Below are 18,545 nucleotides of genomic sequence, written 5' to 3'. Positions count from 1 at the left end.
AAATTTTTATCGGTTTGTAGTAAGGGTTTTAACCCTTATTCTGTTCGTAATCTTGTTTTTCTACGGACAACCTAGAGATTGACGGGTACTAGCTCCTGTTTTAGAATTGATACCATCGGCGTATTGACAAAGTTTGATGATTTGTTGTCTATCTAATACTGCTTCGGTGAAGTCTGCCCCTGTGATTTTAGCATTATTGAAGGTCGATCGTTGCATAATAGCTTCCCTTAAAATGGCATCGGTAAAGTCAGCGTTATCAAAATTACTAACATAGGTTAAACCGTTAGTTATATCTGCACCAGCAAGGTTAACATTTTCTGCCATTACCCCGTTAAAAACTCCGCCTCGCAAGTCTGCATTGCTGAAATTAGCATTTTCTAATTTAACTTTGGTAAATTCTGCTAATTGTAGGTTTTGCCCTGAAAAATCTTGTCCACTCAAGTCTTTACTTTCAAAGGTAGAAGTAACGGCACTAGAACTAGCCGCGATCGCACTGTTAGGAATAAATAAGATTGTTAATATTAAAATTACAGCAAAAAAACGAGTTAATTTTTTAAACATAAATATAAATAATGGAAAATTGAGAATGGAAAATTGATAATTAAAATATTTAGATCGTTTTCAATACTATTCGGTTAGTGACTCAAGTTATTCTGTCTGCCCCCTTTCCGATACTGGGGACTTTTATCAAGTTTGACTCCCCCAAAATTGGGGGATGGGGGGCTTAACCGAGCAGTATTGAGGTCGTTTTAACATTACTTATGAGGGGCTTAATATTTTAAGCCCCTACATTACTTAATAAATTACGTTCCTACAGTCCAAGAGTTCATATACTCAATTTGAGCAGGAGTTAAGGTGTCGATCGAAATACCCATAGCTTGTAGTTTTAAACGAGCAATTTCTTGATCAACTTCTGTAGGAATGGAATGGATACCGGGTTGTAAAGTCGCTTTGTTTTTGACTAAGTATTCACAAGCTAAGGCTTGGTTAGCAAAGCTCATATCCATAACCGCGCTAGGATGTCCTTCAGCCGCCGCTAAATTGACTAAACGTCCCTCTCCTAATACGATGACAGATTTACCGCTATTGAGTAAATATTGTTGGGTAAAGTTGCGTACTTCTTTAACCTCTCTGGACATGGTAGCTAAGGCTTCTAAGTCAATTTCAATATCGAAGTGACCAGAGTTACACACCATCGCACCATCTTTCATGGTTTCAAAATGTTCTTTACGAATGATATGTTTATTACCAGTAACGGTTACGAAAATGTCTCCGATACGAGCCGCCTCATCCATTGTCATTACACTGAAACCGTCCATAGCGGCCTCGATCGCTTTGACGGGGTTAATTTCGGTAACGACGACATTTGAACCTAAACCACGAGCGCGCATTGCAACGCCTTTGCCACACCAACCGTAACCTGCAACTACGAGGGTTTTTCCAGCTAAAAGAACATTGGTTGCGCGAATGATACCATCAAGGGTGGATTGTCCTGTACCATAACGGTTATCGAAGAAGTGCTTAGTATCAGCATCATTAACATTCATGGCGGGGAAGGTTAACACACCATCTTTGAACATGGCTTCTAAGCGCACGATGCCTGTGGTGGTTTCTTCCGTTGTGCCGATTAAGTCAGCAAGTTGATGTTGTCTTTCTTTAATCAAAGTTGCTACTACGTCTGAACCGTCATCGATGATCACATTGGGTTTATGATCTAATGCGGTTTGTACATGACGATGATAGGTGGCGTTGTCTTCTCCTTTGATGGCATAGACGGGGATACCGTAATCATTGACTAAACAAGCGGCCACATCATCTTGAGTAGAAAGAGGGTTACTGGCGATTAAGACGGCATCTGCTCCTCCTGCTTGGAGGGCGATGGCAAGGTTAGCGGTTTCCGTGGTAACGTGACAACAAGCCACTAAGCGAATACCAGCGAGGGGTTTTTCTTGATTAAAACGATCGGTAATTTGAGCCAAAACTGGCATTTCTCTTGCCGCCCATTCGATTCTTTGACGACCAACACTAGCTAGGCTAATATCTTTAATGTCGTAATTTAATTTGGTAGGAGTTGCAACCATTAGTTGTTTTCTAAATAAAACTTTACATTTTTTATAATACCTTAACTCAGTTCATGTTATCTTGTCATCTCGATCGAGGTTAGGAGCGGTTCGATCGACAACTGGATAAAATAGTTATCAATTTGTGAGGGAAGAAGAATGGGATTAAGAACGGTAAATAGACTAATACCTAGGCAAAAATTTATTATCGGGTGAATTTAGATAAGATATTACTAATTTTAAAAGAAGATGATTTATCGTAAATTATTGAGCTAAAAAACCTGTAATTAATAAGGGGATTAAAATTAATAAAAATACGATTAAAAAACTGGTTTCAGGACTTAAAGGAATTTCATTTTTTTCTGGTTTTCTCATGTTTCAATCTCCCATTTCTCAGTTATTTTTATTCAAACCCTAAATATCCGTAAACCCTCGCTTATCTTCTCTATTCTAACTCATCTATCTCTAATTGTTAATACTTTTTCAGCACTGTCTAAATATGAGTTATAATTTTTATAGATCAAACTATTGTTAAGATCAATCGATCGAATCCTCATCATGACAAATAACTCTAGTACTCCAGATAAATCTTGGTGGAATCGTCCTCTTGTGGGTAGTGTCAGTTTAATTGAAAGAATACTGGGTGCATTAAATCCTCAAACAGTACCAGAATTAGCCTTATCCCTCCATGATACAGAATGGGAAGAATTAGAAAAAATTGTTCCTACTTTAACCATGTTAGATAATGAACAATATAGTCCTGAATTTTTATTATATATTAATATTAAAAATAAATTAAAAAATAATTTAGATGAATATAAAGGATTAGATAAATTTGTGAAAATTTTTAGTTTTGCCATTAAAAATATTCATCATTTTCGTACCATGAGAAGAATTGAATTAGATTTTCAAGGGAAAACTCAATTACAGTTATATCAATTTGTAGAATACCAATTAAATACTAATTATGATCCTGTTCTATTTCATAAATTAGTTAGTAATGAAATAGATGAATTATTAAGATTGATTATTAACGAACCTACTCAAAAAGCCTTATTAATGTATAAAACGGCTTTAGATACCATTACTCAAGAAGAAGCAGGTTTAAATTTATTGCTTTTATTTAAAAAATATCAAATACAAGATTATGCCATTTTTAAAGTAGTTAATGACATTCTTAAACAACTTAAAAAACAAGATTTAGATAATTTAAAAGCCTTAGTTTTAGTGGTAAAAGTAAATTATGATGAACTTAATAAATTAGGACAATTAATGGGGATTAATCATCAAGAAGATTTGGTTATTACCTATGCAAAAATTATTCAGTATATAGCCTTATCTTATCGCTATGAGAGTATTACTTACCGTTTTCATCAACTAACAGAAAGTCTGCACAAATGGTATAAACATTATGAAACTATTGCGAATATCAGAGAAGAATATCCAAGTCATAAATATAAAGTTTCGCCTAATTTTTTACAGCCCATACCCGGAGAATTAATTTATTCTAAATATAAGGATTTCATGAATATTAGTTGAAAGTGTTGATTTCTTGCTACCTATTTACTACTCCTATTCTTAGATTTTATCTATTTAACTTTTGTTAAAATAACTAGAATTTTATCACGATCGCAACTATTAGAATGATGGGATAACAAGAAGAAGTTATCAATAAAAAATTCCTTAATAAATAAAGGTTTTAAGTTTTTTTTCAAAATAGGTTGCAAAAAAATAAAATAATGGTTATCATAATAAAGGTATCGCGGGATAGAGCAGCCAGGTAGCTCGTCGGGCTCATAACCCGAAGGTCGGTGGTTCAAATCCGCCTCCCGCCATTGTTATCATAGTATTATAAATATTTTGGCTTGGGCAAGGGTTAAAACCCTTACTACAAACACTATTTTTCATGGGGTGGATATTCGAGGGAAACTTTGCCCAAATAACCTTTGCGAAAATCCTGTAATAATTGACGGGCGACTCTTTCTCGATCGTTATTATACTTAGATTCAGCTAATTTGATCACAAATTCTTCTCCTGTCATCTCCAGAGCATCTAAACCGTATCGATCGAGTAATACGCTTTCTGTACCTAAGTTGACTAATAAGTCAACAAAAGCCTGTGCCACTTCTTGATTGTTGTAAGCGGCATCGCCAATATCTTCACAAATAGCTAATTTTAAGGCATCTTCTTGATTTTCTAATTTTAATGGTATGATACCGGGTGCATCTAATAATTCGATCGAATCGGAAATTCTTACCCACTGTAGTTGTCGTGTTACTCCTGCTTTTCTGGCACTGGCGACAATCTTGCGATTTAACAAACGATTAATTAAAGCGGATTTGCCCACATTAGGAAAACCAATTACTACGGCGCGCACAGGGCGAGGTAACATTCCTCTATTACGGCGACGTTCATTGACGGCAATTCCTGCGACTTGGGAAGCCTTATTAATAGCTTTGACTCCTTTACCATCTTTGGCGTTGGTAAAAAAGAGGGTTTCTCCTTGATTTCTAAACCATTCATACCATTCGTTTTGTAAAGCATCGCTAATCATATCCTCTCGATTTAAGACGAGAATACGAGGTTTTTCTCCTATCCATTCTTTAACTTGAGGGTGATGGGATGCTAAGGGGATTCTTGCGTCTCTTACTTCTAAAACTACATCTACTTTGGTTAATTGTTCTTTTAATTGTCTTTCTGCTTTGCTAATATGTCCGGGATACCATTGAATCAGTGCCATAATTTGTCAATAAAAAATGTTTTTTCTTCAGGAAATTTTTTGTAAAATATTATCTAGTTCGATCGAATAATAATATCGAATGATCGAATTTTAACAGAGTAAATTATTGATTATTATTTTAAATTTTATAATTAACAATAGCTTTTAATTGATTTACGAATAATTTAGCATAGCATATTATGAACACACTGTTTCGATAAGAGAAGAGGAAACAAAAATGATCCAATAGATATTATTTTTACTCTTGTTGGTAGGTTAAAACCCTTATTTCTTCAAATATAGTCGATGTCTAATGAACTTTGATTAAGGCAAAAAAACAAAATAGCATACAAAATTTTGATCTTAAAGATTGCTTGAGATTGCTTCTTAACCTCGATCAAAATGATAAATTAGCAACCATTATTTTTTCTATTTTTTCAATAATTTTATGATATTTTTTTTCTTATAAGATTGAACTTTTCCTTAAAATAGTACGATTAATTTTTAACATTTTCTAACCATAAATTAACATTTTTGTGTTTAATAATATTTATACTCATCTTGTCCTGTACTGTAGTTATGTTGCCATTCCCCACTCGATCCCATATTATTAATAATACTCATATTCGTTTCATGAGCCATACGGGACATATTTGATCTCATTTGTAATTCAGCAGGAGTCATGTTATTATTGGTGGCAGAATTTTGAGCATTTAAGGCAGTTTGTATTTGTTGTCCTTGCTGTGCTACAGATTGAGCTTGTCCTGCAAATTGAATTAATTTGTTAGTAGCTTCGGGCATTCTTTCAAGGGTTTGTTTTAATTGATTAGCATTTTGGGTTTGATAGGCTTGTTGAATGGAGTTTAATATCTCTATCCAAGGGGTGAAAGCTAAAGCGCCTAATCCATTGAGGGTGACAATTGTTCCCATATATTCAGTTTCGATCGTACCTTGGGGAAGCATGGGGAGCATTTTTTCCCCTGAGTTATAGGCTTGAGTAAAATTATTGGTGATTCTGGTGGCAACGGGGGTTAATTGTTGGGCTAAACTTAGTAATTGTTCATCGGTTTCGATTTTTTCGATTTGTTGTAAGGCACTCAAAAAAGGAATAATCTCTTGAAAGGCACTATTCATGGATTGATTCATTTGGTTGTAAGTCATATCCACTGAATTAGCTTGGGCTATTTCTATGCTTGGCGTTGATTGGGCTAGGGTTCGATCGATGATCAAAAAACTATTACATAATAATAGTACGATCGAGAAACTTTGTATTTTTCTTAATTTTAGTAACATAATCTTTCAACATAAATTTCAGTTATTCTTATGATAAAAAATTGATTATATAAATGTGAAAATTGTCATAAAAATTAATATAAAAAGTATTTAATAAAGAAAATAAAATCATAATTTAACAAATTTTAAAATAAGATTCTATAATAGTTAAACATACTTAACCATTTATTTCCATGACAATTACTTTAGAAATACCTCAAGAATTAGAACAACAATTATCAGGTGAAGCAGAAACAAATAATTTGCCTTTGTCTGAATATATATTGCAAATTCTTTTTACAAGGCAAGTGGTAAATAACTCACCAAAAACAGGTGCAGAATTAGTTAATTATTGGCAAAAAGAAGGTTTAATTAATTCTCGTCCATATATAAAAGATAGTCAAGAATATGCTACTAAAATCCGCTATAAAGCTGAACATCGTCAACATTTATAAATTAATTTTATGTATGTGTTAGATACGGATATTTTAATTGATGTTTTGAGAGGGCATCAACCTGCAATCACTTGGTTTACTTCTTTAACAGAAATGCCAAATATTCCGGGTTTTGTCGTTATGGAATTAATTCAAAATACCAAAAATAAACAAGAAGTTAATCAAGTTTTCAAATTAATTGCTCCTTTATCTATTATTTGGTTAAGTGAGGTTGATTGTGAAAACGCTTTATCTGATTTTACCAAGTATCATTTATCTGATGGAGTCGGTTTATTAGATGCTTTAATTGCTCATTGTAGTATCGGCAAAAATGCTACCCTTTGCACTTTTAATGTCAAGCATTACAGAGTTATTCCTAATCTTAAGATTACACAGCCTTATATGCGATAACAAATTTTTTATTTTTGTAAATTGTAAAGTTTTTGTAAAATTAGATACCTTTTAGTTTAGTCATTATGTTGACAAAATCCCCTAGATATGCAGTGATTAATGCTGATGATTTTGGTTACTCCGATTCAGTAAATGAGGCAATTATTACCGCTTATCATCAAGGTATTTTAACAAGTACCAGTTTAATGGTGACAGCAGATAAAGCTGATTCTGCGGTAAAGTTAGCCAAAGAAAATCCATCTTTAGGGGTTGGTTTACATCTGGTGTTGTGTTGTGGCAAATCTGCTTTACATCCTGCCCAAATTCCTCATTTAGTAGATCAACAAGGTTATTTCGATCGTAGTGCTGGAAAAGCAGGGTTAAAGTATCAATTTATTCCTCAAGCAAAACAAGAATTGAAAGAAGAGATTAAAGCGCAGTTAGATTTATTTCAAGCTACGGGGTTATCATTATCCCATGTGGATGGTCATTTACATTTACATACTCATCCTCTAGTTTTAAAAATATTAGCAGAATTAGCTTCAGAATATGACATCAAATTTATTCGTCTTCCCCATGAGGAATTGAATTTTACCCTGAAAATTGATTCTACTAATTTACCTTTAAAAGTAGTTTATTCGATCGTATTTAAACTATTAAGAAACCACGGTGAAAAATTATTGAAAAATTATGGTGTTAAATATTTAGAAAAAATATATGGTTTATTAGCAACAAGTCAAATAAGCAAATCCTATTTATTAGGGTTAATTCCTCAAATTAAAGCTGATATTATCGAAATTTACTCTCATCCTCAATCTATTTCCTCGGATATAGAATTAGATGCTTTATGTAGCCAAGAAGTACGAGAACTGTTAAACTCAAATGGTTTTCAATTAGTCAATTATCATCAGCTAGAGGAGAAGTTATCAGGGTGTTAAATGCTTTAATCCTGTTTATCTTAGTTATCACTCAGGTTTTAGGAGACGTTTCTTTGAGTCATGCCATGAAAATTTATGGCGAAATCACCTCTTTTTCTCCCTCAGCAATTATTGATATTACCTTCTATTTATGCACATCCTATTGGTTTTATCTAGCTTTAGTGGGATTGGGTGTTTCTTGGTTTTTATATATGTTTTGTGTTTCCAAGATGGATTTAAGCTATGTTTTACCTATTCATGCCTCTAGTTATATTTGCAATGCTTTACTAGCTTGGTTAATTCTTCAAGAAACCGTTACTCCTGTCAGATGGTTTGCTACTGGTATTGTGTCTGTAGGAGTTTTTGTTGTAGGTTATAGTCAACATCGCAAGGAAAAATTAGCTAAAAAGTTAGCTTCTCCTGCCAATATACCTAAACCAGAAGTAACTAAAATTTTAGTATCCCTGCCTTTTGTTTCTGTTATCCCGATTATGTGGTTAGGGGTTATTTTCATGGTGGTAGCGGATAGCATGGGAGATTTGTTAAATGCTAAGGGGATGAAGCAGATTAAACCCATGACTTCTTTGTCTTTGAAAAGTTTTATCCAATGGATTAGTCAAATTTTCACCAATGTATCTGTTTTAGTTGGTATTATATTTCAATTAATAGCACTCTTATTATTTATTTCCCTTTTGAGTTGGGATGATTTAAGTTTAATTCGTCCTGCTAGTACTATTAGTTACATCATTACTTTAATTTTCGCTAAATATATTTTACAGGAAAAGATCGATCGAGGTAGATTTATCGGTATTTGTTGGATTTTAAGCGGAGTAGCTATGTTATCGGTGACTTAAGATTTTTTCTTGTGAGTATCGGCGCTCGATCGACTAAGATTTTGACATTTATCATCTATTTTTATGGTTCACTCAGGTAAAATAGATTTTGCTTTTTATTTTACAAGAGTTCTATTAAAATTTTTGGCTTTTTAGTCTATCCTAGAAGGATCACTTTTCTTGATTTTGGATAGATATTTGAAAATTTCTAAAAAAATACATCCCCCAGAGGAAACAAAATAGCTCGAACTTGGTCATACAAAGCAAGTGTATTTTATTTAAGATCAGAATTTCAAGTCTAATTCTCCTTTATAATTAATTTCTCATTGCCCAATCCTCATTAATTCTTATATTTATTCTTAATTCCTATGAAAGTTTCGATCGAACCTAACAAAAAAACCTTCTATTCATCACTAATCGCCCTATTTCTCTTAACCTTTGGTGTGGTTAGTGTTTCTAAACAATTTCAGTTTAATCAAGTCAACGCTCAATCTGTAGCACCAGCTCAACCTTTAACGGTTCGATCGGACGTTCAAGAAGCCAACTCCGAAACAGGAGTTATCACCGCTAGAGGCAACGTCTATATTAACTATCCCGCCAGAAATCTTCAAGCCACTTCCACTCAAGCCCAATATTTTAGTAGAGAAAGACGGTTAGTTTTAACAGGAAATGTCTATGTTTTACAAGAGGGAAACACCATGAGGGCAGAAACCATGACATACTTGATCGATGAAGGTCGTTTTATCGCTACGCCTGAAACAAAGCAACAAGTAGAATCAGTTTACCTAGTGGAAGATCAGGAAACTAAATAAAATGTAGTAATGGGCGGAGTTTGGGTTTCCGATTCTTGGTATCGAGATGTAATCATTTTTAGTATTTTATTCCCTGAGAAATAATCAAATTCTGTACCTGTGCGATGGCAGGATTTAATTCATAAAGACGCTGAAAAGGATTGGCTAAAAATGCTTCTTGTTCTTGTTTAATCATAGCCACATCTTGACGCACTAAACCATCGAGTAAGCCTTTGGCAGTGCCAAAAAGGCTATTTTTGACAAAACGACGAAAGGCAACGGGTAATTTATGTAAGCGCCAGAAGGCTTCTAAAGAAGTAAAATGTACCAAATAAGCCTTAGTCGTGGTTTCGTTGATAGGGCAAAATAAGCAATAGATTTTGAAGTCTTTGCCTAAACTAGAACTCCAATGAGGATATACATAGCTTACCGTTAAGGGTTCAGGATGTAAACGGCGCAATGGTGGGAAAAATAGCTGAGAAATTGACCAAATTTTATCGATGCGGTAATAGCTTTGAGCTTCATATAAAACGTCCACTCGATGGCATAGCCCTGTTTCTCGATCGAACTCTGTGGTAATATCCTTTAAGGATGCGGAAGCCCAAGCCTGATAATTGTCATGTAAATGCCCGTGATACATATCCATCAAATTTTCGATAAGGAAGGAAAAATGTCCGGGGCAGTCTATCTTCGTCATGCTACCGATATAATTAAGATGTTCCCATTCTGGTAATCCCATGGGTTGAATCGCTTCAGAGTCACCATCTCCGGGAAATAACCAGATAAAACCATCAAATTCTTTGACAGGATAAGATTTTAATTGACAACTAGGCAACTTTTGTTTTTCCGTTAAATAGGGTACAAAAGAACATTTACCATCACCATCAAAGCGCCAACCATGATAAGCACATTCAACATCATTGCCCACAATTTGACCATCACTTAATTTTACTTGACGGTGAGGACATCGATCGTCCAAAGCCTGAATTTCTCCTTTTCCATTGCGGAAAAGCACTATATTTTTATCCCACAATGTTACCCCAAGGGGTTGTTTTTTCAATTCTGCACTACTAGCAACCACATACCAATGATTAAGATTAATACCGCAGGTACGAATATTTGGTTTAATGTCTAATTGTCCCATCCTGATTTTTGATTTAATGATTTCCTAGTCAACTATAACTGTTAAAATATTAGCGAAAATTGGTTTTACTAACACAATATGAAGATAAAACGTCAATATATTATTCTTCTTACCCTCTTAATTTTAACAGCTTCGATCGTACCTAATTTTTGGCAATTAGGCATGACAGGAATCATAGGATTTTTTCTAGCTTATCTCACCAAAGGAAGCCGTAAAGTTAAAACCAATGACAAAAAAAATATTTAAGATTGAATAAAATACAAGGGATTTCTTCGTGCCTCGCAATGACAACTAGACTTAACAAAAAAAGTTTAGACAAAATAACGAATATGCTTTATAAATAAGTTAATATTTGTACACATTCAAGAATTTTGAGGGGGATAACCTTGTCTTTATTTTTATCTCGAACTCACGGCGACAACAACTTAAAAGGTAAATCAACCAAAACCAGAAACCGAAAATCCATAGGGAAAAAACCCTCAGGGGTGGGTACAAATTCTCTTAATGGTAGGGTAATAAAAACAAGCGATGTGGTATCCCCTAAGAATCCCATTACTTCCGAAAAACCAAAAAATTTGACTAACGTTATCTTAAACAACGTTTTCCGATTAGCTATTGTGGGGGTAGGTATGGGTACTATTTTTGGTAGTATTTTAGCCAATGTGGATTTAACGAAACCTTTATTTCCTGATGTGAATTTACCTTTTGTGGATGGTTTATTAACGAAAATTACTCAAAATTCTTCAGAAACATCAGACAATATCCCTGAAAATGTCTCTGTAACAGAAACAAAAGAAGATTCTTCATCCCCTCGAAATAGTGAATCTCTGGCATTTAGTCGAGAATTAGGGGATTTAAAAAATAAATTTGCTCAATTACAAACAAAATATCCTCAATTGGAAGCGGGAGCATTTTTTGTGGACTTAGATAATGGTGCTTTTGTTAATTTTAATGGTATCACCACTTTTTCCGCCGCTAGTACTATTAAAACCCCGATTTTAGTGGCATTTTTTCAAGATGTGGATGCAGGAAAAATTTATTTAGATGAACAACTTGCCACCAGTCCGAGTAATATAGGGGGAGGTGCTGGTGGAATGCAGTATCAACCCGTTGGCACAAAATACAGTGCTATTCATACCGCTACGGAAATGATTGTTAATAGTGATAATACTGCTACTAATATGATTATTGAGCGTCTTGGAGGTAAAGATGAGTTAAATAGACGTTTCAAAGAATGGGGGTTAGATGTCACACAAATCAGTAATCTTTTGCCTGACTTAGAAGGCACAAATACCACTAGCCCAAGGGATTTAGCTATGGTGTTAGCTAAGGTTAATCAAGGAGATTTGATTTCGGTTCGATCGCGCGATCGAATGTTAGATATAATGAGACAGACTCGCACCCGAACTTTATTACCCCAAGGTATAGAAAAAGATGCCACCATTGCCCATAAAACAGGGGATATAGGCACAGTATTAGGAGATGCAGGAATTATCGACATCCCCACGGGAAAACGTTATATCGGGGGAGTCTTAGTCAAACGCCCTCACAATGACTATACAGCTAGAACATTAATACAAGACATTTCTCGCACAGCTTATCAACACTTTAAATGGTATCAACCTCGTTCTTCTGTGGCAACTCCTTCTTCTTCACCATCGGGGAATTAGGGTATTGGGGTATTAGGGGTATTGGGGTATTAGGGGGTATTAGGGTATTAGGGGATTAGGGATTAGGATATTGAAGATTTTGATTTTTTATTCCCTTAGTCAGTATATAACTATGAAATATTTTTTTTTAGCCGAAGGATGGACACATAACCGCATTTGGGAGAGGGGAGGCATTTGGAATAATACGGTTTGGCGGCGACAACCTCATATTCAATGCCTACCAGTCGGAATGATTGAAAATAATCAAGTGATGTGGCTTAATGAAGTAGAAGATAATGTTATTATGGTGGAAGTTGTGCCTATTAGTGAAACTATGCGACAATCTTCTAACATTGGTCAAGTAGTGTTAAAAAGATTAATAGATTCAGATCAAGTTATTCAAACTTTACTCAAAGCGCAACAAATTTTTAAATCTTCTTAATTTTTAGGAGAGAGGAGTTAGGAGACATATTTTTAATCAGTTTGTAGTAAGGGTTTTAACCCTTCTTTCGATTTGTTGCCAATGAAGCCAAACTTCACCAAAAAACCTTGTCATCACATCCTACTTATGACTATCACACCCATTAAAAAAACAACTTTAACCCTTGAGGAGTTTTTGCAACAGGATTATATTGAAGAATCTCCAGCCTATGAATATATTGATAATGCCATAGTTAGAAAATCGATGCCTCAAGGAAAACATAGCCAAATTCAATATAAAATTTGTGAAGTTATTAATCAATTTTCTCAAACAGATAAAGTTGCCTATGGCTTACCTGAACTTCGTTGTAACTTTGGGAATAGATCGATCGTACCAGATATTGCAGTTTTTTTCTGGGAAAGAATACCTTTAGATGAAGAAGGAGAAATAGCGAATCAATTTAACTCTTATCCTGATTGGTGTATAGAAATTTTATCCCCTAATCAAAAACCAACAAAAGTAATAGATAATATTTTATTCTGTTTAGAATATGGAACACAATTAGGCTGGTTAATTGATAGTGATGAAAAAATTATTCTGGTATTTGAACAACAAAAACCGTTAAAAATTTATCGTCATGAAGAAATTTTACCTGTTATTAATAACCTTAATTTAGAATTAACAGTCAATCAAATATTTTCTTGGCTTAAAATTAAATAAGGGTTAAAACCCTTACTACAAACCTATAAAATAAGTAAAAATATTAAGTAAAATGAGTACTATTGAAAATTTAATTGAGCAGATTCAAAAAGAAGCCCAAAGAGCAGAATTTCCCTTAGATATACCTGTTTATGAATCGGTAAAAAAAGAACCAACTAAACCCATTTTCTATTTTGGTAATTTAAAGAGTAATATTTGCTTTTTTGGTAGAGATTTAGGTAAGGATGAAGTTATAGCAGGGCAACCTTTAATTGGTGCTTCTGGTACTTTAGTTCGCCAGGGATTTTATCAGGCAATTTATGGAGAAAATACTGAAGATAAGGAAAAGTTACAATCCATAAAAGATCGTTTAATCTTAACTAATACTGTACCCTATAAACCACCAGAAAATAAGGCTTATGGGGTGAAAATAAAAAATAGATTTCGCCCTTTTATTGAGCAGTTTTTTGTCCTTTATTGGGAAGGTCATCAAATTATTACATTAGGTACAGAAGCGTTTAAATGGTTTCAAAATTACTCTACTAAAGAGGAGTTTAATACTTTTTGGGAACAGGGCGATCGACGCTACCAAAAAAGTTTACAAATCACTTTAACCGCTACGGATGAAGCAGGAAAAACCCACAAAAAACCTGTATCTATTTTTCCTTTACCTCACCCCTCACCATTAAATCAAAAATATTACAACAGATTCCCTGCAATGTTAAAATATACATTGTCACAAATTGAGTTTTAAAATGTTGAATCAATGGTTAAAATTATTTCTTTATCTCTAAGTATAGTTGGTTATTTACTATTTTTAAATGGTTGCCAAAATCAACCGCAAAAATTACCTCCATTACCCCAAGATTCTGCTATACAAGTTTATTTTAATTATAACCAAGCTCAAGGGAAAGAATATTTAGAAACCTATAGAAATATTGTCCGTCATGGAGATAATTTAGAAGCCGTAATTATTGAACAAATAAACTCAGCAAATACTTCTTTAGATATAGCAGTACAAGAGATAAATTTGAGTGAATTAGCAAGGGCAATTGTTGCTAAAAAAAAACAAGGGATAAAAGTTAGAATAGTTATGGAAAATAACTATAATTTACCTTTAAATAAACTCAATAATAATCATGGTTTAGGTATTTTAAAAAGTGCTAATATTCCCATCATAGACGATCGAGAGGATGGCAGTAAAGGCAGTGGTTTAATGCACCATAAATTTATTATAATAGACGGTAAAAAAGTAGTTACTGGTTCGGCTAACTTTACTTTAAGTGATATTCATGGAGATTTTGACAACTTAGAAACTAGGGGAAATGCTAATCATTTATTAGTCATAGATAGCCCAGAATTAGCGAAACTTTTTACTCAAGAATTTAACTATCTTTGGGGGGATGGAGTTGGTAAAAAACAAGATAGTTTATTCGGTTTAAAAAAGCCCGATCGATCGCCCAAAACTCTTAATATAGGAGATACAACCCTGACAGTAAAATTTTCTCCCACATCTCCCACTAAATCTTGGTATAATACCCCCAATGGTTTAATTGCTAATACTTTACAATCCGCCAATAATTCCGTTAATTTAGCATTGTTTGTTTTCACAGATCAAGGAATATCTAATACCCTACAAAAAAAGTCTTTAGAGGGGGTAGAAATAAAGGCTTTGATCGATCGAAATTTTGCTTATCAATACTATAGTGAAGGATTAGATTTATTAGGGGTAGAATTACCTTTTAAGTGTAAGTATCAACCCAACAATAATCCTTGGCAAAATCCCATAGAAACCGTTGGCATACCCAACTTAGAAAAAGGAGATAAATTACATCACAAATTTGGGCTTATTGATGATTATACCATTATCACGGGTTCTCATAACTGGTCAAATGCGGCCAATCACACTAACGATGAAACCCTTTTAATCATCCAGAATCCCTTAATTGCCCAACATTTTCGCCGAGAATTTGATCAACTTTATGAAGATGCTATATTAGGGATTCCTGATTATATTCACCGTAAAATCGAAACAGAAACCGCTAAATGTCAAAATTAATTTGAAAGTTAATAATAATAAGTTCGTAGTAAGAAACGGCTAAAGCCATTACTACAAACTTTTATAATTGTATGAATTATCCTTACTATCTCCTATCTCCTCTCTCCTAACTCCTACCCTCATCAAAAAACTATGAGGTAAATCTTAAATCACAAAGGCTTCACTTAACTGAGTCGCACCTAAATTAATTTGAATCCAGAAGCATTCTCCTTTCTTACCCCAAAATTTATATTGTAGGAGTCGATCGCCATCTCGTGCTACCAGTTGTTTAAACACGAGGGTTTCTTGATCCATAATATTAACTTGAAGATTATGAGGTAAAGTATAAGCATCATTTATGCCATAAAGCCGTAAAAAGATACTATTTTCTGTGGCAGATTTAGGTAATAAACCAATGACTAAGGCTAAAGATACACCGTTGATATCAACACCAAGATTAAGACGTTTACCACACCATAACCCAGCATTAGGATTATTCGGCTCTAAACGCCAAATTCCTTCCGCCGCATTCCAACGGGTATCGTCATCAAGGGATTTACTCATAATGTAATTGAGTGCTTTTAACACTTGCGGTTTATAAATGGTATCTGTAGGTAAAACACTTAGTCTTTGCGCTGCGATTTTTAACTGTTGCTCATCTTGAATTTGATAGATATATTGTAAGTTAATCTCCCCTGAGCGCATGACGACACCATTAGTAATTAATGGGGGAGTGTTACTCATTAAATCTAAGCTATCGGCAAAATCCCTGAGATGTTGCCAACCTCGATCGTACGCCTGATTGAAATTATGTTGTAGCCATGCTCCTAAACTCAGAGGTTGATATTTTTGATATAAATATTTACGACAATCATCATCACTAAATAGCACAGCCCACTGAAAGAAATTTAAACGATGACGTATAATTAGAGTATCTAAGGTTAGTAATTGTGTTAATAAATTATATTTTTCTTCCTTTGATAATATAGGTAATGGTTGATATTCAGGTTTAGGAGAAAGAGAGTATTTTTCAAACAAAAATAATAAATTGAGATCACCTTCCACTACCTGTTCTGGTAGAATATACTGTGCAAAAGTATGATCATAAATACCTAGTTTTTTAATATCCTCATAGGTAACAAAACCCCAGAATCTTAACCATCCGGTGTCTAAGTTAACTTGTATTGGCAAAAAATAATCCCCTCGAAAACGAGGAATATCAACCCATTCTTGGGGAATATAAAATTCGCTTAAATCTTCTGTTTCTTCTGGTAATAAAATCAGGTTGCTATTATTAATATTAATAGGAGTGCCATTAACAAATTCCCATATAGTTAATAAATTTTCTTCGTCTAATTGATGATAATTCATCTGGGGAAATGTGATTTTTAGCCATTTCATTAAACAAATACTTGATAAGGCATTCAAAAAACTTTGATGTCTGCCTCCTTTGATGGTACATCCTTGAGATATTTGTTCGGCTTTTGCTTGATCTTCTTCAGAAAATTTCAGCCATAAATGTTCAGAATTAAAAGCTGTAAATAAATCTAAGGGCATAATCTTAATCTGGTTAGTTTTTAAAAAGTTCATAGAAAAATTTAATTGTTAATTATGAGTGAATAAGCTGAGTTATTAATCCAATCTTCTATTAATTCAGCAAAGCAAATTTTGATATGTTTAGTATTGGGAAAAAATAATTGTGATTCTTGGATAATTTTCTGTTTAAATCGAGATTCGATCGAGCTTTGAATATTTTTACCATACTGATCATTAATCGTCCAATTATGTTCAACCAAGTAGGATTTAATATAAATTTGTTCATCTTGAGAAAAAGATTGATATAACTCATAAATTTGTGCAGACAAAAGCTGTTTACAATGTTCTTTTAACCAATAATCTAAAGGAGATTTTAATTCAGTAACTTTTTGCTTGGATAAAGATATTTGCTGATCAAGAAATAACTGTTTGATTAGTTTCTCTAGTAAATATTCTCTCACAAGATTAATTTCCCTTGCTACTTGAAACTGCTGATTAACATAGTTAGGATATTTAATAACCATAACTTCAACAATTTCTGTTTGAGTTAATTGTAGTCCTTTCCACAACTGAAATAAAATTTTTTTATGATTTTCAAGATTAGCAAAAGCTGAGGTTAAAATCTCATTAACTAAACTATATTCTGTCTCTCGATCGTCACAATCTTCCTGATTATCTAACATTAAATTATTAAGATCATTTTCCTGTTTATTCATAGAAGGATTGCAAAATTGACGAGTAAACTTAATGGAGTTTAAGATAATATTTTCACATTCCTTAGCAGTTAAAGAAGATAAATTTTTACCTTTATTAGTAACAAGAAAATTATACTCTTTACTCACATCTTTAAAGTGTTGTTCTGAAGGTGGGGTTAAGGATTTATTTTTGCCATGAATTTTTGACTTATAAATAAGGTTAAAACATTTTATGACTAATAAATATTGCTCTAAATTATTACCCTTTAAACCTCCTATTTTTTGTAAACATTCTTTTTGCTTACTCTGACTCAATTTTCTAAGTAAACCCCAATCTGACGATCGTTCCCATCCCATATATTGATAGGCTTGATCAATTAATTTCTGTTCTAACTTATGTCTAGCATAAGTGGTTAATTTAAACTGAAACTTCTGATCATAACTAGATAATAATTGAATGGGAGAAGATACCAATAAATTCGCCCACTGAAAATAATCCTGCCAAGTAAACAAATCCCAACAATTTTGTAACCGTTGATGGACTTTTTGGGTAGCAAAGAAACAGGATTCTTGTAAGTAAGCAATCAAATGTTTATTTTTCAAGCTATCTTGTTCTTTTCTGAGCCATTGTAAAAATTCTTGGGCAACTCTATCTTCTTCTGGGGAAACAGTTTGTTGTGATAGTAACAACTTGATATTTCGTTCTAACTCTGGAGTATTTTTCCAGTAGGTAATCAGAGAAGATGATTCCTCTTTCAAACAGAGAAAGGAAGAAAATTGCGTCACAAGATTCGTGCGTTTTTGCATTTTCATAAAGTAGATTAGGGTTTATTCTCCTCAAAATTTGGTTTCCTTATCTACTTATCAGTGTGACTTTGCGAATTTATGCGCGATTCCCCAAAATTTTTTTATTTTTCTCTAAGAAGTGGCTTAAGAAGTCATAAATT

At 33.5% G+C, this 18,545-nt stretch carries 19 protein-coding genes and 1 tRNA gene; 13 read left to right on the top strand and 7 right to left on the bottom strand.

What is annotated here, in order from left to right:
• Positions 1–60: 60 nt before the first annotated feature.
• Both SYN6308_RS16165 and ahcY read right to left on the bottom strand, forming a co-directional pair.
• A complete protein-coding gene (locus SYN6308_RS16165; RefSeq protein WP_017295489.1) occupies positions 61–561 on the bottom strand; it encodes a pentapeptide repeat-containing protein in 501 nt (166 codons plus the stop codon).
• Between the two features lie 242 nt (positions 562–803).
• A complete protein-coding gene (gene ahcY / locus SYN6308_RS16160; RefSeq protein ID WP_017295488.1) occupies positions 804–2,081 on the bottom strand; it encodes an adenosylhomocysteinase in 1,278 nt (425 codons plus the stop codon).
• Between the two features lie 537 nt (positions 2,082–2,618).
• Between ahcY and SYN6308_RS16150 the strand changes: the two genes are divergently transcribed.
• Both SYN6308_RS16150 and SYN6308_RS16145 read left to right on the top strand, forming a co-directional pair.
• Positions 2,619–3,599: a hypothetical protein gene (locus tag SYN6308_RS16150; protein ID WP_017295486.1), complete on the top strand. Its 981-nt coding sequence runs from the start codon at positions 2,619–2,621 to the stop codon at positions 3,597–3,599.
• A 222-nt stretch (positions 3,600–3,821) separates the two neighbouring features.
• A tRNA-Met gene (locus SYN6308_RS16145) sits at positions 3,822–3,895 on the top strand.
• Positions 3,896–3,957: 62 nt separating this feature from the next.
• Here SYN6308_RS16145 and ylqF read toward each other — a convergent pair.
• Together ylqF and SYN6308_RS16135 are read right to left on the bottom strand one after the other, a co-directional pair.
• Positions 3,958–4,800: a ribosome biogenesis GTPase YlqF gene (ylqF, locus tag SYN6308_RS16140; protein ID WP_017295485.1), complete on the bottom strand. Its 843-nt coding sequence runs from the start codon at positions 4,798–4,800 to the stop codon at positions 3,958–3,960.
• A gap of 519 nt (positions 4,801–5,319) precedes the next feature.
• Positions 5,320–6,072, bottom strand: a complete 753-nt coding sequence (locus tag SYN6308_RS16135) for a hypothetical protein (protein ID WP_017295484.1) — start codon at positions 6,070–6,072, stop codon at positions 5,320–5,322.
• 173 nt (positions 6,073–6,245) lie between these two features.
• Between SYN6308_RS16135 and SYN6308_RS16130 the strand changes: the two genes are divergently transcribed.
• The 5 genes from SYN6308_RS16130 (at position 6,246) to SYN6308_RS16110 (ending at position 9,437) form a co-directional block, all read left to right on the top strand.
• A complete protein-coding gene (locus SYN6308_RS16130) occupies positions 6,246–6,506 on the top strand; it encodes a hypothetical protein (protein ID WP_017295483.1) in 261 nt (86 codons plus the stop codon).
• A gap of 9 nt (positions 6,507–6,515) precedes the next feature.
• Entirely contained in the window at positions 6,516–6,896 is a 381-nt protein-coding gene (locus SYN6308_RS16125) for a PIN domain-containing protein (RefSeq protein WP_017295482.1), read from the top strand.
• 65 nt (positions 6,897–6,961) lie between these two features.
• Complete coding sequence (hpnK, locus tag SYN6308_RS16120; RefSeq protein WP_017295481.1) at positions 6,962–7,813, top strand: hopanoid biosynthesis-associated protein HpnK; 852 nt, start codon at positions 6,962–6,964, stop codon at positions 7,811–7,813.
• Positions 7,807–8,646, top strand: coding sequence for an EamA family transporter (locus tag SYN6308_RS16115; protein WP_017295480.1), 840 nt, complete (start codon positions 7,807–7,809; stop codon positions 8,644–8,646). The genes hpnK and SYN6308_RS16115 overlap by 7 nt, the downstream gene beginning before the upstream one ends.
• Positions 8,647–8,993: 347 nt before the next feature.
• Positions 8,994–9,437, top strand: a complete 444-nt coding sequence (locus tag SYN6308_RS16110; RefSeq protein ID WP_017295479.1) for an LptA/OstA family protein — start codon at positions 8,994–8,996, stop codon at positions 9,435–9,437.
• A gap of 58 nt (positions 9,438–9,495) precedes the next feature.
• Here the strand turns inward: SYN6308_RS16110 and SYN6308_RS16105 are convergent, their stop codons facing one another.
• Positions 9,496–10,560, bottom strand: a complete 1,065-nt coding sequence (locus SYN6308_RS16105) for an aromatic ring-hydroxylating dioxygenase subunit alpha (protein ID WP_017295478.1) — start codon at positions 10,558–10,560, stop codon at positions 9,496–9,498.
• 78 nt (positions 10,561–10,638) lie between these two features.
• Here SYN6308_RS16105 and SYN6308_RS25180 point away from each other — a divergent pair, with 78 nt between their 5' ends.
• The 6 genes from SYN6308_RS25180 to SYN6308_RS16075 all read left to right on the top strand — a co-directional run bounded on the left by SYN6308_RS25180 (position 10,639) and on the right by SYN6308_RS16075 (position 15,388).
• Positions 10,639–10,806, top strand: coding sequence for a hypothetical protein (locus SYN6308_RS25180; RefSeq protein WP_017295477.1), 168 nt, complete (start codon positions 10,639–10,641; stop codon positions 10,804–10,806).
• A gap of 218 nt (positions 10,807–11,024) precedes the next feature.
• A complete protein-coding gene (locus SYN6308_RS16095; RefSeq protein ID WP_026102124.1) occupies positions 11,025–12,230 on the top strand; it encodes a serine hydrolase in 1,206 nt (401 codons plus the stop codon).
• Positions 12,231–12,342: 112 nt separating this feature from the next.
• The gene (locus tag SYN6308_RS16090; protein ID WP_017295475.1) at positions 12,343–12,651 is read left to right on the top strand and encodes a hypothetical protein; all 309 of its coding nucleotides are present in this window, start codon (positions 12,343–12,345) and stop codon (positions 12,649–12,651) included.
• Between the two features lie 126 nt (positions 12,652–12,777).
• Positions 12,778–13,350, top strand: a complete 573-nt coding sequence (locus SYN6308_RS16085; RefSeq protein WP_017295474.1) for a Uma2 family endonuclease — start codon at positions 12,778–12,780, stop codon at positions 13,348–13,350.
• Positions 13,351–13,402: 52 nt separating this feature from the next.
• Positions 13,403–14,083 carry a uracil-DNA glycosylase family protein gene (locus SYN6308_RS16080; RefSeq protein ID WP_017295473.1) on the top strand — a complete coding sequence of 227 codons (681 nt, stop codon included), beginning with the start codon at positions 13,403–13,405 and terminating at the stop codon, positions 14,081–14,083.
• Positions 14,084–14,095: 12 nt separating this feature from the next.
• A complete protein-coding gene (locus tag SYN6308_RS16075) occupies positions 14,096–15,388 on the top strand; it encodes a phospholipase D-like domain-containing protein (protein ID WP_017295472.1) in 1,293 nt (430 codons plus the stop codon).
• Between the two features lie 144 nt (positions 15,389–15,532).
• Here the strand turns inward: SYN6308_RS16075 and SYN6308_RS16070 are convergent, their stop codons facing one another.
• The gene (locus SYN6308_RS16070; protein WP_237741227.1) at positions 15,533–16,957 is read right to left on the bottom strand and encodes a DUF1822 family protein; all 1,425 of its coding nucleotides are present in this window, start codon (positions 16,955–16,957) and stop codon (positions 15,533–15,535) included.
• Positions 16,958–16,965: 8 nt separating this feature from the next.
• Positions 16,966–18,411: a hypothetical protein gene (locus SYN6308_RS16065; RefSeq protein WP_040466883.1), complete on the bottom strand. Its 1,446-nt coding sequence runs from the start codon at positions 18,409–18,411 to the stop codon at positions 16,966–16,968.
• Between the last annotated feature and the right edge of the window lie 134 nt (positions 18,412–18,545).

The organism is Geminocystis herdmanii PCC 6308, from assembly GCF_000332235.1.
Classification (GTDB): Bacteria; Cyanobacteriota; Cyanobacteriia; order Cyanobacteriales; family Cyanobacteriaceae; genus Geminocystis; species Geminocystis herdmanii.
This window is presented reverse-complemented; position numbering and strand designations above follow the sequence as displayed.